The following is a 24,128-nucleotide window of genomic DNA, read 5'->3' on the forward strand; positions in this document are numbered from 1 at the left end:
CTCTTCCTTCAGCGGACCAGCACAGGTCAGCGGACGGCTGAGGGCGGATTGCGACGAATGAACGCAAAAAGAAGGAGGCTCGCCGCCGCCGCCGTGGTGGTGGGGCGGCGGCGAGTTGCGTTGGTTAGGCGCGGAGGAAGAGTTCGAGGCCGTGGAGGTCGTCCGTGTTGACGTGGTCTACGCCGGCGGCGACAAGTTCGCGCCAAAGGGCAGTACGGGCTGCGCCTGGGACGTCCGGCGTGGCCCAGAAGCGGACGGTGTAGCCCGCGGCGTGAGCCTTTGCCACGATGTCGGCGAGCTTCGCGCGTTCGGCGGCCGGGAATTCGCCAACGCCCTGCCACGTGAAGTGTTTGGTCCAGTTGTCGCTCACCAGGGGCATCAGTGATGCCGGCATACCCGAGCCGAGATCCGTCATTCGCCCGTCGTACCCGGCGTACCGGAGCTTCTGCGCCTTGAGTACGTCCAGCGGCCGGTTCCCACTGATCACCGGCGTGACCGCACCCTCGAACGTCCGCCCACCCGCGAACACCGTCAGCATGCCGCGGTACTTCCGCAACGCCTGATCGATCGCCGCATACGTAGACGGCCCATCACTCTTGATGTCGATCAACAACTGGAAGCCGCCATGCCCACGGGCGTAAACCTTCCCATGGTTAGCCCGCACCCGCTGGGCCAAAGGCGCCAAGTAGAGGCTCTCCAACGTCCGCCCAGCGACAGCATCCTCGAGATCATGTGCGACACGAAGCTCACCATCGACCAGCCACACGTCAGCCTCGACACTGCTGAACCCGCGATCCAACGCGTCCTGCAACGGCCGACGGTGTTCGTAGTCGTTGTGCGCGTGCGCCTGCGCAAGCGGCAGCACCGCAGGAGCCTCGTACGACCGAGGCAGCGCAAACCCAGCGTCGCGCGCAACCGTCCGCAACCGGTCCGGGTAGTCGCTGATCAGACCGTCGACGCCCTTGTCGATCAGCGAGCGCATCGTCGCCGGGTCGTTGATCGTCCACGGTACGACCTTCATCCCGGCGCGGTGCGCGTCGTTCACCATCGTCGCGGTGACGTACGGCCGGTAATCCGGGTCGCCGATCTTGCCGCCCTGCGGGAACCCGTGCACCGGCGAGATCGCGTTCGCACCGAAGGACTTTGTCGCCTTCACCAGGTCGCCGCCGAAGTCGTCGATGTCGATACCACCCAGCCACGGTGACTTACCGGGCTGACCCGTCTGCAGGAAGTCGTAGTTCGTCAGCGCCACGATCGGCAGCTCCGGCGCGACCTGGCGGATCCGCATCAACGCGCCCCAGTCGAAGCTCTGGACCGTCACCTGGCGAGCCAGGTGCGCCTTGCGGATCTCGCGAGTCAGCACCTGGACGAACTGCTCGCGCGGTGCCGTCTCGGAGGGCGCGCCGGCCTCGACCTTGGTCTCGATGTTCAGCTTCACGCCGTACGCGCGGTAGGCCTTGACCAGGTCGAACACCTCGGACAGCAACGGCATCCGCGCACCCGGATCCGGCGTCTGGCCCGGGTAATTTGCCAGCGGCAACGATCCGCAATCCAGCTGGCGGACCTGGTTCAGCGAGAGCGTGTTGACGTATTTGCCGACGTACGGAAACTCGGGGTCACCCGGCACGTACGGACCGGTGTCGCGGCACTTGTTCGCGCCGACGCGACGGTCGTGGGTGACCACGGCCTGCCCGTCCTCGGTGATCTGGATGTCGAGTTCGAGCGTGCTCACGCCGACCTGCAGACCGCGCGAGAACGACGCGATCGTGCTCTCCACGGTCAGCCCGAGGCCGCCGCGATGGGCCTGCAGATCGAGCTCCCGCGGGCTATCGGCCTGAGCCGGTCCAGCTGGTACGGCGCTGAGCAACGCCGTGACGAGAACGAGTGGGGCGAACACACGCATGTCTTTGAATCCCTTCGGAACGGGTGTCGGCAGACGGTCCCACGGGCAAGTGACCAACTAGGTGACGCGTCAGGGAATCGAGGTGAACTCACGGGTGGCGACCGACTCCGCCCGGATCGTGCCCTTCTTGTACGCCGGATCGAGCTGGCCGTCGACCGATCGCGTCACGGTCAACGTGAGCTTGCAGGACGACGGCAGGGGTGACGGTGTAGGCGACGTGGTGGCCGGGGGCGGCACTTTGAACGATCCACGCGGAATGGTGACATCGGATTGACCTGGATCCAGCCGAAGACTGCCGGAGCTCACGCACGGACCCGTCCACTCGATCGAGGTCTGCTGGTCGGACGGCGTTGTGAGTCGTACGGCGAGATCGCGCGCGCGGGAATGCCGGGCACCAGCGGAGGGCGCGAGCACTCCGACCGGATCAGCGAGGCGTACGACGGAACGTGGTGCCGGGTCGTTCTCGCTGTCGCGTTGCAGGCCGAGGACCACCTCGCTGCCAGGCCCGCCGGGGTTGTCGAGGCGGCCGAGATACGTGATCACCCCGAGCGACTTGTGCCGACGGAGGTCCACCGTTTGCCCGCCGGCGGTACTGGTCAGCTTGTCCGTATCACTCAGGTCGACGTACGTCAGGGTGCCCGATCGCAACTGCACCCAGACATCCGCATGGGTGGCGCGCTCCGGCACCGTCACCACGATGTTCGTATTGAAGCCGCTGGTCCGGATGTCGGCGGCGTCCACCGACGAACAGCCCGCGATCAGCACCAGGCCGGCGGCGGCCGCGATGAACCTCAAGGCACTGCTCCTCACCCTTGAGAAACCAGAACCCTGTCAGCCAACAACGCGAAGGGGTCATAGCGGTGAGGAAGTTAATGGCGTCGGACCGGGAAGCGCCTCACGGCGCGTGGCCGCTCGTAGCGGCTATATGTGGGACCCGGGGCTACCGCGGCCCGACGCCTCAGTCAGTGTAACGAATGAACCAGCGATCACCAGAGTTGATTGGCGCGTTCGGCCCGGGCGGCGGTCTGCAGCTGGTCCGCCATCTCGACCAGTCGCGAGGCCGATCGGATCTGCTCGTGCCCCTCGTCGGCGATGTGCGCGCGACCCGTCGCGACGATGCGTGCGAAGGCCGCGGCCCGGTCCAAGGTGGTGGCGAAATCGCCCGTCGCGACGCCACGCAGGACGGCGTCGACCATGTCCCGCACCTCGGTCGGCCCGGGCGGATCGGCAACCCCGGCGACGACCGCGTGGACCTCGGCGTGCTCCCGGCCGGCGGCGTACTCCTCGGCGACCCGCTCGGCATCTCCGTGCACCCAGGAACGCAACAGGTAAAGGCGCCAAAGCGTGCCCGGCAGCGAATCCGCGTGCGAGTCGGACCACAGATCGGCCAGCTCGTCCAGGCCGTACTCATCGGCGAGTTTCACCACTCGCGCGATCACCTGCTCGTCGTCGCTGGACCGCGCGCCGCGCACGAGTAGTTCCGCTGTGCGGTGCGCCATCTCGGCCACAGTGGCCGGGTCGTGCGCGCCGGGCAGCGACTCGAAGAGCTTGGCGCCGGGCAGGATCGGCCGGCGAGGTCTCGGTACGGTCACGCGCCCATCTTCCCTGACCACACCAGCCGCCGCAGCCCCATCCACGCGAGTCGCGTCACCAAAGCACTCGTGAATCCGCGTTTCGACCTGCCGGTCAGTACAGTCAAGGTATGCCTGGAGCCCGAAGTCGATTGGTCAAGAACGCGGTCAAGTACGGCGTGCGCTACGGGCCGGTGGCGTTCGAGGCGGTGAAGCACGGCCGGGAGCCCGCGCAGCAGGCGATCCAGGCCGCCCTGGCCAAACGCACCGCGCGGAAGAAGGCGCTGGAGCACGCCGCCACGGTCCGTGAGGGCTCATTGCTGAAGGTCATTCACGAAGGCGCGGTCATCTACTTCGTCTTCAGCGGCGACGCCATCGTCACGACGTACCCCTCGGTGCCCCAAGCGACGTACCCCGAGCTGTTGCGGCATGCCGACCTGGACAACCGCGAGAGCGCCGCCGAACTGGTCGCCCGCCAGCGCAAACTCACCGATCGGCTGCCGAAGATGCCGGGTCTGCCCGGTCGTCGCCCCGGCCGCGGCAAGAAGTGACCCGCCCGTAACACGCCCGACCCGGCTGGGTCACACCTCCCAAGCAGGCTGTAAGCCGAACACTAGGGAGGGTGTTGACTCATGCTGTGGAAGATCCGGACTGAACTTGCCGACCGCCCGGGCGCGCTGGCGGAACTCGCCGCGCGCTGCGGAGCCGACGACCTCAACATTCTCAGCCTGGAGGTCTTCACCTCCGAAGGCGGCGCGATCGACGAACTGGTCGTCTCGACCGGCGTCGGCTGGACCGCCGAGCAGTTGACCGCGCTGGTGGCCGAGGCGGGCTGCGTCCGTACGACGGTGCGCCCGTGCCAGGCGGACGTCCTCTCGGACGCGCCGACGCGATACCTGCGCGCGGTGCTGCGGATCCTCGACGACCCGTGCACCGTGGACGAGGAGCTCGAGCGCCTCCAGGGTCTCGACGAGTACACCGCGGCCGAATGGGCCCGCGCTGACGTCCTGGTCGAGATCGCCGGCCTGCTCGCCGAGAAGTTCGACACCGTCGTCGAAGGACCCCGGCCCGGTAGCGGCGTACCAACTGTCCGTCCGGCCGGCATCGCCGACGCAGAGGCCGTCATCGCGATGCACGACAGGTGCTCGTTCGAGAGCCGGACGAGGCGCTACCACGTGCCGATGCCGCGGCTCACGCTTCGTACGGCGCGCCACCTCTCAGCGCCCGCGGGTGGTGTCTCGCTGGTCGCGGAGGTCAACGGTGCCGTGATCGGCATGGCCACGGCCGCGCCCTGGGAGGAGCTCGGGTCCGAAGGCGTCTCCGTGATGGAGGTCGCCGTACTCGTCGAGGACGGCTGGCAGCGGCAGGGCCTCGGCTCGCAGTTGCTGGCCGGCGTGATCCGCGAGGCGCGTTCGCTCGGCGCGGACCGGGTGGTTTGCATGGTGCAGCCGGAGAACCAGGCGATGATCCGCACGATCGAGCGGTTGCGGATGCGGACCATGGTCGTGAACACGGGCGGCAACCTGACCGTGACAGTGGCGCTGTCCGATCAAAGCCTGTCGCATTCTGTGGCGGCGAATTCTGTGCAGGGCCCACCGGTGGCCTATCGTCAGCAACGTGCCGTCACTACCCCTGTCCGACCGCCATCCGCGCGGAATGCTGGTCTATATGCCGACCAGCACGCGTTCACCGGTGCTGGAGCTGTTCCGGCGGCTGCTGATCGCAGTCGGTCTGCTGACCCTGATGGTGCTGATCGTGGTGGTCGACCGTGACGGTTACAAGGACACGTACGACGGCTCTGTCGGCCTGATCGACAGCATCTACTACGCGACCGTCACCCTCACCACCACCGGCTACGGCGACATCACCCCGGTCACTCCGACCGCGCGGCTGGTGAACGCGTTCGTGGTGACACCGCTGCGGATCTCCTTCCTGGTGGTATTGGTCGGCACGACCCTGGAAGTCCTGGCGAACGAGGGTCGGCGGATCATGCGCGACTCGCGATGGAGGAAACGCATGAAGGACCACACCGTTGTCGTCGGCTACGGCACCAAGGGCCGCGCCGCGGTGCAGACGCTGGTCAGCAACGGGGTGAAACTCAGCGATGTGGTCGTGATCGACCCGCGGGCGCAGGCCGTCGCGGATGCCGGCAACGACCAGATCGCCGCGTTCCACGGTGACGCGACCAACCGGGCCGTGCTGCGCCGTGCCGAGGTGGCGACGGCCCGCGAGGTCATCGTCACCACCGACCGCGACGACTCCGCCGTACTCGTCACCCTGGCCGTCCGCCAGCTCAACCAGACCGCGCACATCGTCGTCGCCGTGCGCGAGGAGGACAACGTGCCACTGGTCCGCCAGAGCGGCGCGAACGCGGTCGTCACCTCGTCCGAAGCCGTCGGCCGTCTGCTCGGTCTGTCCGCTGTCAGCCCGAACCTGGGCGAGGTGATGGAGGACCTGCTCACGTACGGCGAGGGGCTCGAGGTCGCCGAACGCCCAGTCCTCGGTCGTGAAGTTGGCAAGGCGCCGTCGTCCGTCCCCGACCGAGTGGTCTCCGTAGTCCGCGACGGCAAGGTCCACCGCTACTACGACTCGTCCGTCTCGGTCCTGGCCGCCGGCGACAAACTCATCGTCGTACGCCCCGCCAAAGAAACCCCCTGGGCCGAACGCCCCGGCGCCGACCCCGACGACGAATAGCCCCCGGCGTGGGGGTGCGCTTAGGGTTGGGGGGATGGAGCTTCGGGGTGGTGCGGGATCGGGCCTGGTCAAGGGCGCGGTCACGCTTTGCCTGCTTGCCGGGGTGTTCGTGATGCATGGGTTGACCGGTAATCACGATGCCGCGATGGCGATGGGCCATCCGATGACGCCCGCGATGGCGCCTGCCGTTGGGGGGATTCACGCCCACGATGTGGCGGCTGGGCGGCAGCACGCGCATGCGGGGGCGGCTGGGGTTGGGCGGCATCATGCGCATGAGGTGCCGGTGGTGGCGAAGGTGGTGGCGGGGGAGCATCGGCATTTGATGGGCGAGCTTTGCCTGGCGATGTTGACCGGGTTGGGGCTTGCGATTGTCGTGGCGCTTGCGTTGCGGAGTTTGCGGGTGTCGCGTCCGGTGCAGCTGCTCGCGCGGGTATCGCGTGGTGTCGCGCCTGAGCGGTCGCCACCACGCCCGCCACCCTCCTTGTCGAAGCTCTGCGTTCTGCGGATTTAGGCCGAGCCCGGCCCAGCCTGGCGACCGGTCCCGCACGTGTGCCGTCGCCACGCGTCCGCAGACACTTCGACTTCAAGGACTCACTCATGCGACAACGTACGTGGAAAACCGCTGCCCTGATCCTGGCTTCCAGCCTCGCCTTGACCGCCTGTAACGACGGCGATGGCGCGATGCCGGGGATGAACCACAGCACTCCGTCCGCATCCGCGGGGGCGCATAACGCGGCGGATGTGGAGTTCGCGACGGGCATGATCCCGCACCACCGCCAGGCCGTTGAGATGGCGGACCTGACGGCCGGCAAGGCGCAGGCGACCGCGGTGAAGGACCTGGCGGCCGCGATCAAGGCGGCCCAGGATCCCGAGATCAAGCAACTATCGGGCTGGCTGACGGCCTGGGGCGAGCCGGTGCCGACGCCGGGCGAACATGGCGGTCACGACATGTCCGGCTCGATGCCGGGGATGATGTCCGCCGAGGAGATGGACGCTCTCGGCAAGGCCTCCGGTCCGGCGTTCGACCGGATGTGGGTGCAGCTGATGATCAAGCACCACCGTGGCGCGGTCACGATGGCGAAGACTGAGCAGTCCGTCGGCCAGGACCCGGCGTCGATAGCCCTGGCCAAGAAGATCGAGACGGACCAGAACCGCGAAATCGCCACCATGCAGCAACTGCTCGAACAATTACCCTGATCCGGGAATACCCCTAGGGGGTATATGGTTGGTTCGGTACGACGCCGCGCGGCTGCGGCGTCGGACCGAATCATCCGGACGGTGAGAGGCAAGATGATGGCGAACTCCACCCAGCACGACCACGCAACCCACGACGCCCACGCGAAACACGCCGCACACGCGGGGCATGACAAGCACGCCGGCCATGACCCGGAGATGTTCCGGCGGAAGTTCTGGCTGAGCCTGCTGCTCACGCTGCCGATCGTGGCGACGAGCCACATGGTGATGGAGTGGTTCGGCTACTCGCTGGACTTCCCCGGCATGAGTTGGGTCGGTCCGGTGCTCGGCACGTTCGTGTTCCTGTACGGCGGCTGGCCGTTCCTGGTCGGCGGTGTCCGCGAGGCCCGCGACCGCGCGCCCGGGATGATGCTGCTGATCTCGATGGCGATCACCGTCGCGTACGTCGCTTCGCTGGCGACGAGCCTCGGCCTATTCGACCTGGACTTCTGGTGGGAGCTGGCGGCCCTGGTCACGATCATGCTGCTGGGCCACTGGCAGGAGATGAAGGCCATCGGTCAGGCGCAGGGCGCGCTCGCCGCCTTGGCCGCACTGCTGCCCGACGACGCCGAGCGGGTCAGCGAAGACGGCGTCGAGACCGTCGCGATCGCCGACCTGCAAGTGGGCGACGTGGTGCTGGTGCGTTCCGGCGCACGAGTCCCAGCCGACGGCGAGATCGTCGATGGCGCCGCCGAGTTGGACGAGTCGATGATCACCGGCGAATCCCGGCCAGTTTCGAAGGCGGCCGGTGATCGGGTGGTCGCGGGCACGGTGGCGACCGATTCGGCGATCCGAGTACGCATCGCCGCAGTCGGCGAGGACACCGCCCTGGCCGGCATCCAGCGCTTGGTCGCCGAGGCGCAGCAGTCGAGCGGACGCGCCCAGGTTCTGGCCGACCGATTCGCCGCCATGCTGTTCTACATTGCGACGGCTGCCGCGCTCGTCACGTTTGTCGCCTGGTGGGCGTTCGGCGACCTGAACGAGTCCGTCGTACGGACCGTCACCGTCCTGGTCATCGCGTGCCCGCACGCGCTAGGCCTGGCCATTCCGCTGGTGATCGCGTTGTCCACGGCCGTCGCAGCCAAGGCCGGCATCCTGGTGAAGGACCGGCTGGCGCTGGAGCGGATGCGGACCGTGAACGCGGTGCTGTTCGACAAGACCGGCACCCTGACCAAGGGCGAGCACGTCGTGACCGGAGTGGCCGGTGACGGAGTCGACGAGCAAGAGGTGCTGCGGATCGCCGGCGCGGTCGAGGCCGACAGCGAACATCCGTTGGCCCGGGCGATCGTGACCGCCGCCGACGAGCGTGGTGGTCGCGCGAAGGCAGACGAGTTCAAGTCGCTCACCGGCCGGGGCGTCCAGGCAGTCGTTGCCGGCAGCACCTATGCGGTCGGCGGGCCCGCGCTGCTGCGTGAGCTGGACGCGACCGTGCCCGCCGTACTGCGCGACCGGGCCGAAGAATGGTCCGCCCGCGGAGCCGCCGTCCTGTACGTCCTGCGCGTTGAAGACAGTACGTCGGTGGCGACTGGCGTGATCGCGCTCGAGGACGAGGTGCGGCCAGAGGCGCGCGAGGCCGTCGCGCAACTGCGCGCTGCCGGTATCGAGAAGATCGTCATGATCACGGGTGATGCCGAGCCGGTCGCACGCGCGGTCGCGGCCGACCTGGGATTCCGCGAAGGCGTGGACGAGGTGTTCGCCGAGGTGCTGCCGGCCGACAAGGACAAGGCGGTCAGCGAATTGCAGGCCCGCGGGCTGACGGTGGCGATGGTGGGCGACGGCGTGAACGATGCCCCGGCGTTGGCTCGCGCGGATGTCGGGATCGCGATCGGCGCGGGTGCGGACGTGGCGATCGAGTCGGCGGGTGTCGTACTGGCCTCGTCGGATCCGCGGGGCGTCACTGGCGTCATCCGGTTGTCGCAGGCGTCGTACCGCAAGATGATCCAGAACCTGGCGTGGGCCGCCGGGTACAACGTGATCGCCATCCCGCTCGCCGCCGGTGTGCTGGCCTGGGCCGGCCTGACGCTCGGCCCGGCCGTGGGCGCCGTGCTGATGTCCGTCTCGACCATCGTCGTCGCCCTGAACGCACAACTGCTGCGCCGGGTTGATCTGACCCCGGGGCGCTGACGGCGACGGCGGGGTCGTCTAGTATCTGCGTATGCATGCAGATAGCGGAGCTTGTAAGCGTCGGCTGGCCGACGACCAGGTGGATCTGGCCGTCGAGGTGTTCCGGATGCTGGCCGACGCGACCCGGATCCAGCTGCTGTGGGCCTTGAGCGGGGAGGAGCTGCCGGTCAACGAGCTCGCCACCCGGATCGGCAAACCGGCGCCTTCCGTATCGCAGCACCTGGCCAAGCTGAGGATGGCGCGACTGGTGCGGACTCGCCGCGAGGGCACCCAGGTCTTCTACCGCTTGGAGAACGACCACGTCGGCCGGCTCGTCGTCGACGCGATCTACAACGCCGAGCACGCCGGACCGGGGATGCCCGCCCACCACCTCGATGGCGAGAACCTGGCCGAGCTCCACGCCGCTGCCGAGGGGACTGCCTGATGGCACACCAGCGCACGCCGAGCCACGGTCACGGTCACGGCCACGGGCATGAGGTTGGGGGAGTTTGGCGGCGGTTGGGTGCGATGTTCCGGCCGCATTCCCACGACGCGGCCGATTCGATCGATGACGCGATCGAGTCCAGCGCCGCCGGGATTCGGGCCGTGAAGGTCAGCCTGGTCGCGCTCGCCATCACCGCCACTCTGCAACTGGTGATCGTCGCGATCTCCGGATCGGTCGCGCTGTTGGCCGACACCGTGCACAACTTCTCCGATGCGCTGACCGCGTTGCCGTTGTGGATCGCCTTCGTCATCGGGCGTCGCGCTGCCACCCGTCGCTACACCTACGGGTACGGACGCGCCGAAGACCTGGCCGGGCTCTTCGTCGTCGCGATGATCGCGATCTCCGCGCTCATCGCCGGCTGGGAGTCGATCCGGCGTCTCATCAACCCGGTCACCGTGCACAACCTCGGCTGGGTGGCGGCCGCGGGAGTCATCGGCTTCATCGGCAACGAGGCGGTCGCGATGTACCGCATCCGCGTCGGCCGCCGGATCGGCTCAGCCGCCTTGGTCGCCGACGGACTGCACGCCCGTACCGACGGCATGACCTCGCTGGCCGTCGTACTCGGTGCGGGCGGTGTCGCCCTCGGCTTTCCGTTGGCGGACCCGTTGATCGGTCTGCTCATTACGATCGCCATCCTCGCCGTACTGCGCACCGCCGGCCGCGACGTCTTCCGGCGCTTGATGGACGCCGTCGACCCAGCCGACGTCGACAGCGCCGAAACGGCTCTAACCGCGCTGCCAGGCGTCCAGGCCGTACGACGAGTCCGCATGCGCTGGATCGGCCACGAACTCCACGCCGACGTCGACCTGGTCATCGACGCAGGAGACAGCGCCCAAGCCCACCGCCTCGCCCACGAAGCCGAACACGAACTAACCCACGCCGTCCCCCGCCTCCGCACCGCCGTAGTCCACGCCTACCCCAGCGACGACCCGGCGTTGGGGCCAGCGGCGGCGCGGTCCGGTTGAACCCGAAGCCATCGCGTCCGTAGGTCGTGGGGTGGCCGTCGGACACGCTGGCCGCCCGCGGCGGACCGCCACGCAGGCCCAAGCCCCGGGCTCGGCCGGTTTGAAACGCTTGCCCGCCAGTTATGCCTGCATGGCGATCCGGCCAACCGGCGACGTCATCGGGCTTCGCGCGAGGCGGCCCTCAAAGCAGGTCGAATTTGCCGCGGTGAAGCCAGCCGCCAACCTCCCGTTGAGCCACCCGCCCATCTTCGAGTCCGCGGGCCTGTTCCGCAATCGGGTTCCGGCCGCCGCACAACCGCGTTGTACTGCCTCGCGGCGGTCGGACGCGACGGGCGGTGAGATGGCGGAGGGGCATGACCGGACCCGTGAAGGGCGGCTCAGGTGAGGTCGCCGTCGAGGTAGAGCCAGCGGGTGGTGCGGCGGAGGAAGCGGGAGCGTTCGTGGAGTTGGCCGGGGGTGCCGTGGTTGCGGAAGGTGGCGATGAACTCGACTTCGCCGGTTTCGTCGTCGGGGCCGCCGGCTGAGGTGTCGAGGATGGACAGGCCGGTCCAGGTCAGGCCGGGATCGGGGGAGAGGTCGTCGGGCCGGGTGCGCGGATGCCAGGTGCGGAAGACGTAGTCGAGGTTGCCGACGGCGTACGCCGAATACCGGGACCGCATCAACTCCTCGGCGGTAGCAGCCTGCGCCGCGCCGTCGTGCAGGCGCCCGCAGCAAGCGTCGTACGTCGTGGGGAGGCCGCAGGGGCAGGCGCGTTGCAGGTTCATTCGTCACATTCTCTGGCATTGACGGTCACAGCCTGGCGCCCTAAGGTCTGTAAACGATTACAAGAACGATTACAGCCGTCCCGCAAAACCCCGCAAACCCCGGCAAGACCAAGGAGGCCCGGTGAGTCGTCCGACCATCTCAGCGGTGGCGCAGGCTGCTGGTGTTTCGGTGGCGTCGGTGTCGCGGGTGCTGAACGGGCAGCCGGCGACCCCCGAGATGACCGAGAAGGTACGGCGGGCCGCGGAGGCGCTCAGCTATGTGCCGGATTCGCGGGCGCGGTCGCTGAAGGTCGGGCGGACGTTCCAACTGACCCTGGCCGTCGCCGATGTCGGTAACCCCGTCTACGTCACGATGATGCGGGCCGTCGAGAGTGTGGTCGCGGCCGCCGGATACCGGCTGGTCGTCACCACCACCGGCCCCGACGTGGTCGATGAGGTCGCGCTGGTGAGGGGGATGGCGCGCGGGTACGCCGACGGCCTGGTGATCAGCCCGCTGCGCGTGGACGACGACCTGATCAAGTCGATCCGGGAGTGCGACGTACCAGTGGTCGTCGCCGGTAGCGTGCCGGCCAAGGCGGGCGTCGACACCGTCCGGGCGAATTCGCCGAAGGGCATGCTGCTCGCCGTCGACCATCTCAAACAAGCCGGGCGGAAGCGGATCGCCTTCGTCAACGGCCCCGCCGACACCGTGCCAGGGGAGGCGCGGGCGCGCGGATTCGCCGAGGCGATGAAGAAGTTCCGCCTCACCCCGGCCGGCACCATCGACGCCGCCGACTTCACCTTTGCCGCCGGACGCGCAGCCGGGCAAGAGGCCGGTCCGAAACTGCTCAAGGACACGAAGCCCGACGCGATCATCTGCGCCAACGACCTACTAGCCGTCGGCCTGATGCACGTGCTGGCGGAGCGAGGGCTGGCCGTGCCCAAGGACATCGCCGTGATCGGGATGGACGACAGCGAGCTGGCCGAACAGTGCTACCCCACGCTCACCAGCGTGAACCTCGGTTCGGCCGAGCGAGGCCGCCGGGCCGCGGAGTTGCTGCTGGCAAGGATCGACGACGCCACTCGCGCGCCACGCCGCATCGTCGTACAGCCGACGCTGAGCGTACGGAAGTCCACCCCATGAGCACCATGACGGCAACCCGGCCGAAGCAGAAAAGCCCGGGCAGGCCGAAGCAGAATCGCGAGGCGATCTACCTCTTCCTCCCCGCGCTGCTGCCGGTCCTCCTGCTGAGCGTCTACCCGCTGATCCGCGGCATCCTGCTCGGCTTCACCGATGCCCGCGCCGGGCTGAACGTGACCACCGAGTTCATCGGCTTCGACAACTTCACCAGGCTGCTGCAGAACGACCTGTTCTGGGCGTCGTTCCGGATCGGCCTGATCTGGACCATCGCGGTCACGGTGCTCCAATTCGTCGCCGCCCTCGGCCTCGCACTCCTCCTCAACGCAGACCTCCGCTTCCGAGGCGTAGCCCGCACGCTCGCGCTCATCCCGTGGGCGATGCCGCCGGTCGTGGTCGCGATCATGTGGCGCCTGCTGCTGCATCCGACGAACGGCCCGGTCAACGGCGTACTCCAAGGCCTCAATATCACCGATCACCCGATCAACTGGCTCGGCGACTTCAACACCGCTTTACCGGCCGTGATCGTGGTCGGGATCTGGGTCGGCATGCCGATGACCACGGTGACGTTGCTCGCGGGCCTGCAGTCGATCGACCGCTCGCTTTACGAGGCGGCCGCGGTCGACGGCGCGAGCACGTGGCACCAGTTCGTGCACATCACGCTGCCGCAACTCAAGACCGTCATCGTCGCGATCACCAGTCTCGACATGATCTGGAACTTCAACTCGTTCGGCCTGGTCTACGTGCTCACCGCGGGCGGTCCCGGCGGGAAGACGATGCTGCCGATGCTGTTCGCCTACAACGAGGCCTTCCGCTACGGGAACTTCGGCATGGCGGCCGCCATGGGCGACGTCATGGTCGTCATCATCATCGTGTTCCTCGGCTTCTACCTGCGTAACCGGCTGAGGAGTGAAGCATGAGAACCAAGCCGGCGATCAGGAGTTTCCAGTACGTCGCGGTCGGCCTTTACCTTATTTTCCTGGGCTTTCCGCTGCTCTGGCTGATCTCGACCTCGCTCAAATCGCCACGCGAGTTCGCGAGCATCACGCCGTCGCTGCTGCCGAAGAGCCCGCAGATCTCCAACTACACCGAGGCCCTCCAGGAACAAGGCCTGATCAGGTCGATGGCGAACAGCCTGCAGATCTCGATCGCGACGACCATTCTCGTCATCGTGGTCTCGCTCCCGGTGGCGTACGCGCTGGCGCGGTTCCGCAGCCGGCTCCGGCCGATCACCAATGGCTGGATCCTGGTCAGCCAGGTGTTCCCGGTGATCCTGATCGTCATCCCGTTGTTCATGATCCTGCGGCCGTTGCACCTCACCAACACGATTCCCGGTGTGGTCATCGTCTATATGGTCTGGTCGATGCCGTTCGCCCTTTGGATGCTGCAGGGGTACGTCGCCGCGGTGCCGCGTGAGCTCGAAGAGGCGGCCGCGGTCGACGGCGCCGGCCGGGCCCGGACCATCGTGTCGATCGTGATGCCGTTGCTGCGGCCCGGGTTGATCGCGACGGCCATGTTCACCTTCATCTCGGCGTGGAACGAGTTCTTCTTCGCCCTGGTGCTACTGCAAGACCCCCAACTCAAGACGTTGCCGCTGGTGCTCGCCCGATTCGTCGGGGCCGAGGGCCAGGTCCAGATCGGGCCGCTCGCGGCCGCGTCCGTGCTCGCCACCGTGCCGAGTCTCGTGTTCTTCGCCTTCCTGCAACGCCGACTGACCTCTGGTCTGCTCAGCGGCGCAGTGAAGGGTTAACAATCCCCTGAGGAGTATCGAATGAGGAAACCACTGATCGCCCTGATGGCGGCGAGCTCCCTGCTTCTACTGGCCGCGTGTGGCGGATCCGGTGACGGCGGTGAACCGGCGCCGGGCGAGAAGATCACGCTGAAGTTCCAGAGCCTGGCCTTCCAGAAGACGACCGTTGCCGCGAGCAAGAAGATCGTCGCCGACTGGAACGCGTCTCACCCGGACGTCCAGGTCGAGTATGTGCAGGGCAGCTGGGATTCCGTGCACGACCAGCTGGTGACGCAGTTCCAGGGCGGCACCGCGCCGGACATCATCCACGACGAGTCCGCCGACATCACCGGCTTCGCGCAGCAGGGGTACCTGGCGGACCTCTCGCCGTACCTCTCCCAGGCCACCAAGGACGCCGTACCGCAAGGGGTTTGGGACACGGTCTCGACCGACGGCAAGGTCTTCGCCGCGCCGACCCTGCTCCAGTCGTACGTCGTCTTCGGCAACTCGGCCTTGCTCAAGCAGGCGGGCATCGCCACCACGGGCGACAGCCTGAGCTGGGACGACCTGCAGGCCAACGCGAAGAAGCTCACCGCCAACGGCAAGTATGGGCTCGGTTGGGGCCTGAAGAGTCCGACGGCCACCGTGCTGAACCTCGGGATGAACTTCGACGCGGCCTTCTTCGAGGGCACTGGCCGGGATGCGAAGGCCAAGATCGGCGATCCCGAGCTCGAGGTGCCGAAGCGCATCCACGCCATGGCGTACACCGACAAGTCGATCGAACCGACCTCGCTGACGCAGAGTGGTTCGGACGCGCTGCCCGGATTCTTCGCCGGCAAGTACGCGATGGTTGTCGCGGGCAACTTCACCGCCCAGCAGATGGTCGAGCAGGCGCCGAAGGGATTCGCATGGGAGGTGCTGCCGCCGCTCAAGGGGACGAGCGAGAAGCAGGCCGCCAACCCGCAGACGCTGTCCGTTCCGGCCGAGGGCAAGCACATCAAGCAGTCCGCCGAGTTCATCGACTTCTTCATGAAGGCGGAGAACCTCGCGGCGGTCGGTCAGGGCGACTGGCTGATCCCGACCACGCAGGCCGCGCGCGACGTCATCCAGCAGGCCACCGGCGGCAAGCAGGGTTGGTCGCAGATGCTGGCGAGTGGCGAACAGTTGACCAAGGCCCCCTTCCAGAGCGTCGACAACTACCCGAAGTGGAAGGACCAGGTCGCGACGCCCGCGTTGCAGGAGTTCCTGGCGAACAAGATCGATCTGGCCACCCTGGGCAAGAAGCTCAACGATGGCTGGGAGCAGGCCAACAGCTGATGCGACTCGAGGACAAATCGGTAGGTGCCCTCGTCGGCTCCGCGGTCGGTGACGCGATCGGTGGTGCCGTCGAGGGCTGGACGCCCGAGCAGATCCGCGAACGCCACGGCGGCTGGGTGACCGGCATCGTCGGGCCCTGGTACGAAGACTGGCGCAACGCACGCCCGATCGCGCCGTACCACAAGGGCGACGGGCACATCACCGACGACACGTTGATGACGCACGCGCTGGTCGAGGTGTACGACGAACGGCGTTCGCACCTGGACGCCTACGCGATCGCCGAGTCGTTCGTACCGAAGCTGCTCAACGAGCGGAGGTGGATTCCTGAGCTGGAGGCCGATGCCTTGTTGCTCCAGCGGGTTTTCCTCGCGGAGAAGTGGCTGGTGGCGCGGTTGCACTACGGTCACGTCGATCCGCGCGAGGCCGGGGTCGGCAACATCGTGAACTGCGGTGCCGCGATGTACGTCGCACCGGTGGGCCTGGCCAACGCGGGCGATCCCGCGGGGGCGTACGCCGAGGCGATCGACCTCGCGGGTGCGCACCAGTCGAGCTATGGGCGGGAGGCCGCCGGGGTGTTCGCGGCGGCGGTCGCGGCGGCGATGCTGCCGGACGCGACGGCCCGTTCCGCGGTCGAGGCCGCACTGGCCCTCGCGAAGGACGGCACGCGTACAGCCATCGAGGCGGTAGTTGACGCGGCAGATGGTTTGACGGATTGGCAGCAGGCGATCCCGGTTTTGCGGGCCGCAGTGGAGCCGTACGACTCGGTCGGACCGCATTACCGCGACCAGTCGCTCGACGCGCGCAGGCCCAGCCGGACGAAGTCGATCGAAGAACTTCCGGTCGCTCTGGGCTTTGTGCTGGTCACAGAGGGCGATGTCCGTCAAGCTGTTCTGGGTGGGACCAATTACGGTCGGGACGCGGATTCGATCGCCAGCATGGCGGGCGCGGTGACCGGGGCGCTCGGCGGTCTGGCGGGTGTGCCCGCGGACTGGGCCGCCAAGATCGCCGAGGCGAGCCGTACCGACCTGGAACAGCCCGGCCGGGTGATGGCCTCCGTCGCGCGCGATTTGCACGCGGCGGACGAGCGGCAGCGGCAGGCCCGTTCGGCAGCGATGGCGGCGCTGACGTCATGAGATTGACCTGGGTCCAGCCGGAGGACCTTCTACCGCATCAACTGGTCCAGTCGCGGTCCGAAGGCGTTGAGGTGGACGACGTGGCTGCCCGCTGGGTGGCGGCCGGTGGTTCCGTCGAAGCGCCGGTGTCGGGCGCGTCCGCGGAGCCCGCTGATGACGGATTGCGCGCGCTTGCGTTGGAACTGCTCGATGAGCTCGATGTACGCACGCCCACGCCGGCGGAGTTCGTCGTACCGGCTGAGGTCTTGTTGCCTGGGGCAATTAAGAGTGACCGGGTGGTGCAGGCGTGGGCTGGTCGGGCCGCGGGGTGTTTGCTCGGCAAGCCGGTGGAGAAGATCCCGCGGGAGGGGATCCGGGAGATCCTGGCGAGTTCGGGGCAGTGGCCGCTTAGGCGGTACATCACGGCCAAGGGGGTGCCGGAGGAGGTGCAGGCGCGCTGGCCATGGAATCGGCGCAGCCGGCCGACCAGCCTGCGCGAGAACATCAACGGCATGCCCGAGGACGACGATCTCAACTTCGCGATCCTCGCGCTGGGGATGGTCGAGCGGTTCGGAGCTGAGTTGACCACCGAGGCGGTCGCGCAAACCTGGCTCGACAATCTGCCGGCCGGGCGGGTCTTCACCGCCGAGCGGGTGGCGTATCGCAACTTGCTCGCGGGCGTCGAGCCGAGCCGGGCGGCCCTCGTGCGGAATCCGTTCCGGGAGTGGATCGGCGCGCAGATCCGGACGGACGTTTATGGCTGGGTGAACCCGGGTGATCTCAGCGCGGCGGCTCGGCTGGCCGTCGCGGATGCCCGGTTGAGCCACACCGGCGCGGGGGTCGAGGGAGCGGTGTGGGTGGCCGCGATGTCGGCCGCGGCGCTGGTGCTGGACGACGCCGAGTCGGTGATCGACGCGAGCCTGTCGGTGCTGCCCGCCGACGGCGCGATCGCTACCGCCGTCCGCTTCGGTGCGAGCCTGGCGGACCAGGAGTTGGACAAGGCGCTGGACGAGTTGCATGCGTCATACGGGGGTTTGCACTGGGTTCATTCGGTGAACAACACTGCTTTGACGGCATATGCGCTGACCGCGGCCAAGGGGGACTTCGGCACCGGTATCGGCATCGCCGTGATGGGGGGCTGGGATACGGACTCCGCCGGTGCGACGGTGGGGGCTGTCCTCGGTGCCCTGTACGGCGTACCGGATGAGTGGGCGGGCCTGTTGCGGAACCGGATCGCGACGAGCCTCCCCGGTCCGGAGCTGTTGCGGATCGACGACCTGGCACGGCGGACAGTGGAGGTGGCAAGCCGGTGACTTCGGCGGGTACGGGGCTGAACGGTGGCGGGGTGGTGGTGGTCGGCAGCGCGAACGTCGACCTGGTGCTACCGGTCGAGCGGATTCCGAAGCCGGGGGAGACGGTGCTGGCGACCGGGCTCAGCCGCGGGCCGGGTGGCAAGGGCGCGAACCAGGCCGTCGCGGCGGCGCGCGCTGGTGCTTCGACGGCCTTCGTCGTCTCCCTTGGGGATGACGAGCCGGGCGCGATGCTGAGAGCAGTGCTCTCGGATGCGAGCGTTGATCTCTCTTTGGCCTCCACGACCACCACACCGACCGGTACGGCGATCATCACGGTGGACGCCGACGGCGAGAACGCGATCACCGTCGCACCCTCCGCGAACGCCGAGCTGGTCCTCACCGACGAGTCGCGGGCCGCGATCCGATCGGCCGCGGTGGTGCTCGCCCAACTCGAGATCCCGTTCGACACCGTGCTGGCGGCCGCTCGCGAGAGCCGCTACTTCGTGCTCAACGCCGCGCCCGCCGCCGAGCTGGACGACGAGCTGCTCGCCGAGGTCGACCTGCTCGTGGTGAACCAGATCGAGGCTTTTACGGTCGCCGGCACAGGGACCGACGCCGGCGAAGTGCTGCTCAAGCGGGTCCCAGCCGTCGTCATCACGCTCGGCGCGGGAGGTGCGCTCGTACTCACCCGTGACGGTGAGCCGTTGAGGGTGCACGGTTTGCAGGTTGAGGTCGTTGACACGACAGCTGCCGGCGACACGTTCTGCGGCGTGCTGGCGGCGACGCTCGCGACAGGCTCCGACTTGCCCGAGGCGGTTCGCCGGGCGACAGTGGCTGCCTCCCTCAGTGTCCAGACGGCCGGTGCGATTCCGTCCGTGCCGACGGCCGACGACATCGCCACACGTTATGCCGAGGTGTACCCGTGACCCCGTTCGATCCACTCGTACCCCGACCTATCGACCAGCCCACCACCGTCGACCTGAGCGCCGACGCCGATCTCTCCCGGCTCGACGAAGGCAAGATCCTGGCCGCGCCGGACGACCCGGCCGACTGGGCCCGCTGGCGGGCACGGCTGCTTGCCTGGCGCAACGACGCCCAGGTCCGCACGGCGTACGACGGCAGCCACTACGACGTACCCGGCCGTGAGTGGACACAGACCTGCTACTGCGTCGGCCTGGTCTGGCTGTGGGACAACCTGCTGTACGACGCGAAAACTGGTCGTTTCACTCCGGAGCGGCTGATCGAGCGCGGTATCGAGGACTTCGGCGGGTACGACGCGATCGTCCTCTGGCACGCGTATCCCGTGATCGGGATCGACGACCGCAACCAGTTCGACTTCTACCGCGATGTGCCCGGGCTCGACGCACTGGTCGCCACGTTGCACAAGCTCGGCGTGAAGGTCTTCCTCGACTACAACCCGTGGGACGTCGGCACCCGGCGAGCCGCCCGGCCCGACGCGGACGAGTTCGCCGCGCTGCTCGGAGATCTCGGCGCGGACGGCGTCTTCCTGGACACGCTGAAGGAGGGCTCGCCGACGTTCACCCGGGCGTTGGAGAAGGAGAACCCGGCCGTCGTCTTCGAAGGCGAGTCACGGTTGCCGTTGACCAGGATCGGCGATCACGCGTTGTCCTGGGCGCAGTGGTTCGCGGATTCGCGAGCGCCCGGTGTGCTGCGCGCGCACGTCTTCGAGCGCCGGCACATGCTGCACCACACCCGCCGCTGGAATCGCGATCACAGTGACGAGTTGCAGTCCGCCTGGGTGAACGGGTGCGGGATTCTCGTCTGGGAGTCCGTCTTCTCCGCGTGGGTCGGGTGGAACGCCCGCGACCGCTCGACCCTGCGCCGGATGACCGCCGCGCAGCGCGCCTTCTCGCCCGTGCTGATCGGTGGCGAGTGGACCCCGCTCACGCCCGAGGTGACCGACGCAGCCCGCGCGCATGGCGTCTTCGCCTCGCGGTTCGAGCTCGCCGACGTGACGTTCTGGACGTTGATCAACCGCAGCGACGACGATTTCGACGGCCTGGCCTTGTGCTCGGAGGACATGGTCGGCGACTGGTACGACGTGACCGAGGGCGTGCCGTTGACGGCCGACTCCGACGGCGTGCGCGTGCTGGTGCCCGGCCGGGGTGTGACCGGCATCGTCCGCGTCGGCGCGACCGCTGGTGGTTCCTGCCGCGCGACCGCACGCCGCCTGGGGTCGTTGCCTCGGGCCCACATCAATGACGCCACCTTCCCGGCAGCGCCAGCAATCAGGCGGCCGGTCCCAGTGGTTACGGGCGAGGTCGAGCTCGGTGATTTGATCGTCATACCCGCGCAGGAGTTGACGTTGCCGGTGCGCTTCCGCCGTCGCGAGACGGGCCTGTACGGCGAGGCGCCGTACGTCGAGGAGTGGAAGCCGTTGCCACCAAGGCTGCACGACGTTGTTACGATCGAGCGACAGGTCTCGTTGCGCCCGGTGTCGGTGGCGACGTCGGAGGTGACGAACGGGCAGTTCGCCGAATTCGTTGCCGAGGCCAACTACCAGCCCCTGATCGCTCATCGCTTCCTCGCGCACTGGCAGGGTGGATCGCCCGTGCCCGGCAGCGAGGATGAGCCCGTCACGTACGTCGACCTCGCCGACGCGCGGGCCTACGCGGCCTGGCGGGGCGGGCGTCTCCCGACCGAGGACGAGTGGCAGGTCGCGGCCGCCGACTCGACCTTCGGACGCGGTAAGCCGCTGGTGTGGAACCTGACCGAGAGCGAACACGATGACGGCCGGAGCCGGTTCGTCATTCTCAAGGGTGGTTCCGATTATGTTGCCGAGGGCTCCGATTGGTACGCCGACGGCGGGCCGCAGGACCCGGAGGTGAGCTTCAAGTTGGTGCTCACCGGCGCCGGGCTGGACCGGTCCGAGCGGATCGGCTTCCGCTGTGCGGTGGACGCGGCATGACCCGAGCCGCGCCGTTGGAAGGCGTCAAGGTGCTCGAGGCGGCGACGCTCTTCGCGGGGCCGTTGGCGGCGACGTTCCTCGGCGACTTCGGGGCGGACGTCACCAAGATCGAGCACCCGCGCAAGCCGGACGCCGCTCGAGGGCATGGCGCCAGCAAGGACGGCATCGGCCTGTGGTTCAAGACGCTCGGGCGCAACAAGCGCCTTGCCACGCTGGACTTGTCGCGAGGGCGTGAGGTCTTCCTCGACTTGGTCCGCGCGAACGACGTACTCATCGAGAACTTCCGCCCCGGCACCCTCGAACGCTGGGGACTCGGCCCCGACGTACTGCTGGAGGCCAATCCGCGACTGGTGATCGCCCGGGTGACCGCGTTCGGCCAGGTCGGGCCCTGGTCGTCGCGTCCTGGGTTCGGGTCGCTGGCCGAGGCGATGAGCGGGTTCGCCGCGGTGACGGGGGAGCCGGACGGTCCGCCGACGTTGCCGCCGTTCGGGCTCGCCGACGGCATCACCGCGCTCGCGACGGCGTACGCCGTGATGGTGGCGCTGCGCGAACGGGACGTCTCGGGCGCCGGTCAGGTGGTGGATCTCGCGATAATCGAGCCGATCCTGATGATGCTCGGCGGCGGCATCACGGCGTTCCAGCAGTTGGGGTACGTCCAGCCGCGGCTCGGGAATCGCTCGTCGAACAACGCACCGCGCAACGTGTATCGAACGCTGGACGGCGAGTGGGTCGCGGTGTCGACCAGTTCGCAGAGCATCGCCGAACGGGTCTTGCGGTTGGTCGGCCGGGAGGACCTGGTCGCGCAGCCGTGGTTCGGGTCCGGGCGCGAGCGGGCCGAACATGCCGATGAGTTGGACGAGGCTGTTGGTTCGTGGATCGCGGGCCACCCGTTGGACCAGGTGCTGTCGGCATTCGAGAAGGCCGAGGCTGCGGTCGGGCCGGTGTACGACGTACGGGGGATTGTGACCGACCCGCAGTACGCCGCACTCAGGACGATCGCCACAGTGGATGACGATGAGCTCGGGCCGTTGCAGATGCAGAACGTGTTGTTCCGGATGTCGGAGTCGCCCGGCGCGATCAAGTGGGCCGGGCGTGCACATGGTGCCGACACGGCCGAGGTGCTTGCCGAGGTTGGAGTTTCGCCCGAGCGGTTGGCGGAGTTGCGGGCGGAGGGCGTGTGCTGACTGCGCTTTACGTGCCGGGCAATCGGCCCGAGCGCTTCGCCAAGGCGGCCGGGTCTGGGGCCGACCTGGTGATCGTTGACCTCGAGGACGCCGTACCGGTCGACGCCAAATCCGCCGCACGTGCTGCCGCGGTCGAGTGGCTTGCCGGGTCTGTGGCCGAGGTGCGGGTCAATACGTTGGATTCCCCTTGGGGGCTTGACGATCTCGACGCGCTGGCCGCTGTTGGCGAGGTACGGATCCGGCTGCCGAAGGTGGAAAGCGTCGACGACGTACGACGCGTGCTCGACTTGCTGCCCTTGGCAAAGATCACCGCCTTGCTGGAATCGCCGTTGGGCGTGGAACGCGCCTTCGATATCGCCTGTTCGGGTGTCGTCGGTGTCGGGCTCGGCGAATCCGACCTGTCGGGATTGCTCGGGGTGGATGGTCCGGAAGGGCTCGCCTGGTCGCGCGGCCGCCTCATCTCGGCATCGCGCGCTGCGGGGCTAGGGGCGCCGATGATGTCGGTCTATCCGCGGGTCAACGATCCCGACGGCCTGTACGCGTCGTGCCTCACCGGCCGCGCCCTGGGCTTCACCGGCCGGGCCGCGATCCACCCGGCCCAGCTCCCGATCATCGTCGAGGCCTTCACCCCAACGTCGGCCGAACTAGCCCAAGCCACGGAACTGCTCGACGCAGTAGCTCAAGCCGGCACCACCGAGGGCGGCGTACTCGTCCTCCCCGACGGCCGAATGGTCGACCCCGCGATGGTCACTCGCGCCCGCGAACTCCTCGCGCTAGCTCCTTAGGCTTTCCTTGGCGGCGTCTTTGAGGGCGTCGAGGAGGATGCGGACGGCCGGCTGCGTCAGCGTGCTTTCCCGTACGGCGGCGTAGATCGTCCGCACCGGCTCCGGGCGGCGGACCGCGCGGATGGCGACATCCGGATGGCGGGTGTTGAGGCCGAGCCGGGGGATGAGGGCGATCCCAAGTCCGGCGGCGACGAGGCCCTGCGCGGTGGCATGATCCTCGCTCTTCGCGGCGAAGTCGGGGCTGAAGCCTGCGGCCGCGCACGCGTTCAGGATCGGATCCAGGCAGGGGCCCGGTGGCTCGCTGCCGATCCACGGTTCGTCGGCGAGGTCGGCCAGGTCCAGCGCCTTTTTCCCGGCGAGCGGGTGCCCGGTGGGCAGCACGGCCAGGTAGCTGTCGTCGACCAGGTGCACCACGCGGATACCCGGCGGGCTCTCGCTACTGCCGGCCATGCTGCTGCCGACCAGGATGGTCAGGTCCGAGTCGTCTTGCTGCATGCTGCGCAAGGGATCTTCGAGATCGGTCAGCGTGAGATCGACGGCCAGCCCGTCGTACTCGCGACGAAGCCGTGCCAGGGCGGGTGCGAGCAGCGTCGGGCCGACCGAGGTGAAGTAGCGGATCGCCAGCCTGCCCGTGCGGCCGGCGCGTAAGTCGGCCAAGGCGCGCTCTGCCTCGGTGACGTGCTGGCTGAGGATGCCGGCGTGCTCGGTCAGTAGTCGGCCGGCCGCGGTCGGTCGTACACCTCGCCCGACCCGTTCGAGCAACGGGACGCCGGCTTCCCGCTCCAGCGCGGCCATCTGCTGGCTGATGGCCGACGGGGTGTAGCCCAGGTGCGCGGCCGCGGCGGTCACGGATCCGCTGGTCACCACTGCCCGCAAGATCTGCAGCCTTCGAACGTCAAGCATGTAGGACAGCTTAATCCACCTT

General features: G+C 68.2%; 23 protein-coding genes. 18 read left to right on the plus strand and 5 right to left on the minus strand.

The genetic code is table 11. The features are described from left to right. Positions 1-124 precede the first annotated feature (124 nt). From OG394_RS00530 to OG394_RS00540, 3 genes are all read right to left on the minus strand, one after another. Positions 125-1,903, minus strand: coding sequence for a glycerophosphodiester phosphodiesterase family protein (locus OG394_RS00530; protein ID WP_328992706.1), 1,779 nt, complete (start codon positions 1,901-1,903; stop codon positions 125-127). A gap of 69 nt (positions 1,904-1,972) precedes the next feature. Continuing rightward, complete coding sequence (locus tag OG394_RS00535) at positions 1,973-2,698, minus strand: hypothetical protein (RefSeq protein WP_328992707.1); 726 nt, start codon at positions 2,696-2,698, stop codon at positions 1,973-1,975. Between the two features lie 191 nt (positions 2,699-2,889). Further along, positions 2,890-3,495 carry a hypothetical protein gene (locus OG394_RS00540; protein ID WP_328992709.1) on the minus strand — a complete coding sequence of 202 codons (606 nt, stop codon included), beginning with the start codon at positions 3,493-3,495 and terminating at the stop codon, positions 2,890-2,892. Positions 3,496-3,605: 110 nt separating this feature from the next. On the opposite strand from OG394_RS00540, the gene OG394_RS00545 reads away from it, so the two are divergent. The 8 genes from OG394_RS00545 to OG394_RS00580 all read left to right on the plus strand — a co-directional run bounded on the left by OG394_RS00545 (position 3,606) and on the right by OG394_RS00580 (position 10,974). Further along, a complete protein-coding gene (locus OG394_RS00545; protein WP_328992710.1) occupies positions 3,606-4,025 on the plus strand; it encodes a hypothetical protein in 420 nt (139 codons plus the stop codon). Between the two features lie 81 nt (positions 4,026-4,106). Then, positions 4,107-5,246, plus strand: a complete 1,140-nt coding sequence (locus OG394_RS00550; RefSeq protein ID WP_328992711.1) for a GNAT family N-acetyltransferase — start codon at positions 4,107-4,109, stop codon at positions 5,244-5,246. Then, positions 5,131-6,168, plus strand: a complete 1,038-nt coding sequence (locus tag OG394_RS00555; RefSeq protein ID WP_442914264.1) for a potassium channel family protein — start codon at positions 5,131-5,133, stop codon at positions 6,166-6,168. The genes OG394_RS00550 and OG394_RS00555 overlap by 116 nt, the downstream gene beginning before the upstream one ends. Positions 6,169-6,202: 34 nt before the next feature. Continuing rightward, positions 6,203-6,679, plus strand: coding sequence for a DUF6153 family protein (locus OG394_RS00560; RefSeq protein ID WP_328992713.1), 477 nt, complete (start codon positions 6,203-6,205; stop codon positions 6,677-6,679). Between the two features lie 86 nt (positions 6,680-6,765). Next, positions 6,766-7,365: a DUF305 domain-containing protein gene (locus OG394_RS00565; RefSeq protein WP_328992714.1), complete on the plus strand. Its 600-nt coding sequence runs from the start codon at positions 6,766-6,768 to the stop codon at positions 7,363-7,365. 96 nt (positions 7,366-7,461) lie between these two features. Continuing rightward, positions 7,462-9,525, plus strand: a complete 2,064-nt coding sequence (locus OG394_RS00570; protein ID WP_442914291.1) for a heavy metal translocating P-type ATPase — start codon at positions 7,462-7,464, stop codon at positions 9,523-9,525. 31 nt (positions 9,526-9,556) lie between these two features. Continuing rightward, a complete protein-coding gene (locus tag OG394_RS00575; RefSeq protein ID WP_328992715.1) occupies positions 9,557-9,949 on the plus strand; it encodes an ArsR/SmtB family transcription factor in 393 nt (130 codons plus the stop codon). Then, positions 9,949-10,974 (plus strand): cation diffusion facilitator family transporter, encoded by a 1,026-nt coding sequence (locus tag OG394_RS00580; protein WP_328992716.1) that lies wholly within the window; start codon positions 9,949-9,951, stop codon positions 10,972-10,974. The genes OG394_RS00575 and OG394_RS00580 overlap by 1 nt, the downstream gene beginning before the upstream one ends. A gap of 377 nt (positions 10,975-11,351) precedes the next feature. On the opposite strand, the gene OG394_RS00585 is transcribed toward OG394_RS00580, so the two are convergent. Further along, positions 11,352-11,738, minus strand: coding sequence for a YchJ family protein (locus tag OG394_RS00585; RefSeq protein ID WP_328992717.1), 387 nt, complete (start codon positions 11,736-11,738; stop codon positions 11,352-11,354). Positions 11,739-11,859: 121 nt separating this feature from the next. On the opposite strand from OG394_RS00585, the gene OG394_RS00590 reads away from it, so the two are divergent. Genes OG394_RS00590 through OG394_RS00635 form a run of 10 tightly spaced genes read left to right on the plus strand, consistent with a single transcriptional unit; the run spans position 11,860 to position 23,203 of the window. After that, positions 11,860-12,861 carry a LacI family DNA-binding transcriptional regulator gene (locus OG394_RS00590; RefSeq protein ID WP_328992718.1) on the plus strand — a complete coding sequence of 334 codons (1,002 nt, stop codon included), beginning with the start codon at positions 11,860-11,862 and terminating at the stop codon, positions 12,859-12,861. Continuing rightward, the gene (locus OG394_RS00595) at positions 12,858-13,775 is read left to right on the plus strand and encodes a carbohydrate ABC transporter permease (RefSeq protein WP_328992719.1); all 918 of its coding nucleotides are present in this window, start codon (positions 12,858-12,860) and stop codon (positions 13,773-13,775) included. Before OG394_RS00590 ends, OG394_RS00595 begins: the two co-directional genes overlap by 4 nt. Then, positions 13,772-14,605 (plus strand): carbohydrate ABC transporter permease, encoded by an 834-nt coding sequence (locus tag OG394_RS00600; RefSeq protein WP_328992720.1) that lies wholly within the window; start codon positions 13,772-13,774, stop codon positions 14,603-14,605. Before OG394_RS00595 ends, OG394_RS00600 begins: the two co-directional genes overlap by 4 nt. Before the next feature lie 21 nt (positions 14,606-14,626). Beyond that, positions 14,627-15,901: an ABC transporter substrate-binding protein gene (locus tag OG394_RS00605; RefSeq protein WP_328992721.1), complete on the plus strand. Its 1,275-nt coding sequence runs from the start codon at positions 14,627-14,629 to the stop codon at positions 15,899-15,901. Further along, the gene (locus tag OG394_RS00610; RefSeq protein WP_328992722.1) at positions 15,901-17,034 is read left to right on the plus strand and encodes an ADP-ribosylglycohydrolase family protein; all 1,134 of its coding nucleotides are present in this window, start codon (positions 15,901-15,903) and stop codon (positions 17,032-17,034) included. The genes OG394_RS00605 and OG394_RS00610 overlap by 1 nt, the downstream gene beginning before the upstream one ends. Further along, positions 17,031-18,326, plus strand: a complete 1,296-nt coding sequence (locus OG394_RS00615) for an ADP-ribosylglycohydrolase family protein (protein ID WP_328992723.1) — start codon at positions 17,031-17,033, stop codon at positions 18,324-18,326. Before OG394_RS00610 ends, OG394_RS00615 begins: the two co-directional genes overlap by 4 nt. Further along, on the plus strand, positions 18,323-19,231 hold the full coding sequence (locus OG394_RS00620) for a ribokinase (RefSeq protein ID WP_328992724.1): 909 nt from the start codon (positions 18,323-18,325) through the stop codon (positions 19,229-19,231). The genes OG394_RS00615 and OG394_RS00620 overlap by 4 nt, the downstream gene beginning before the upstream one ends. Further along, positions 19,228-21,234, plus strand: a complete 2,007-nt coding sequence (locus OG394_RS00625) for an SUMF1/EgtB/PvdO family nonheme iron enzyme (RefSeq protein ID WP_328992725.1) — start codon at positions 19,228-19,230, stop codon at positions 21,232-21,234. The genes OG394_RS00620 and OG394_RS00625 overlap by 4 nt, the downstream gene beginning before the upstream one ends. Then, entirely contained in the window at positions 21,231-22,418 is a 1,188-nt protein-coding gene (locus OG394_RS00630) for a CaiB/BaiF CoA transferase family protein (protein ID WP_328992726.1), read from the plus strand. The genes OG394_RS00625 and OG394_RS00630 overlap by 4 nt, the downstream gene beginning before the upstream one ends. After that, positions 22,412-23,203 (plus strand): HpcH/HpaI aldolase/citrate lyase family protein, encoded by a 792-nt coding sequence (locus OG394_RS00635; RefSeq protein WP_328992727.1) that lies wholly within the window; start codon positions 22,412-22,414, stop codon positions 23,201-23,203. Before OG394_RS00630 ends, OG394_RS00635 begins: the two co-directional genes overlap by 7 nt. Here OG394_RS00635 and OG394_RS00640 read toward each other — a convergent pair. Next, complete coding sequence (locus OG394_RS00640) at positions 23,192-24,106, minus strand: LysR family transcriptional regulator (protein WP_328992728.1); 915 nt, start codon at positions 24,104-24,106, stop codon at positions 23,192-23,194. The genes OG394_RS00635 and OG394_RS00640 overlap by 12 nt on opposite strands. Positions 24,107-24,128: the final 22 nt, after the last annotated feature.

Origin of the sequence: Kribbella sp. NBC_01245, assembly GCF_036226525.1 — a bacterium.
GTDB lineage: Bacteria > Actinomycetota > Actinomycetes > Propionibacteriales > Kribbellaceae > Kribbella.